Below are 260 nucleotides of genomic sequence, written 5' to 3'. Positions count from 1 at the left end.
AACAACAGGGCCGCCAGCAACGTGCCGGGGATGCTCGCCACCACCCGCCGCGAGAACACCACACCGAGAAACGCACTCGCCACCACTGACAGCAACATGTCGCCGGAGCCGGTGGTGCTGCCGCTGAAAAACGCCGCCGAACACCGAGCGGCCACGGCGGCACACAGCCCCGACAGTGCATAACTCGACCGCACATAGGCCGGCACGCGCAGGCCCGCCGCCTCGGCCGCCTGGGGATATTCGCCGACCGCATGCAAGCG

General features: G+C 68.8%; 1 protein-coding gene. It reads right to left on the bottom strand.

Translation table 11 applies throughout. The features are described 5' to 3' along the window. Positions 1 to 260 (bottom strand): ABC transporter permease subunit (locus AC0IYH_RS32310; RefSeq protein WP_471838408.1); only part of this gene is annotated, 260 nt, incomplete at both ends.

Source organism: Pseudomonas sp. AC463 (assembly GCF_979253585.1).
This window is presented reverse-complemented; position numbering and strand designations above follow the sequence as displayed.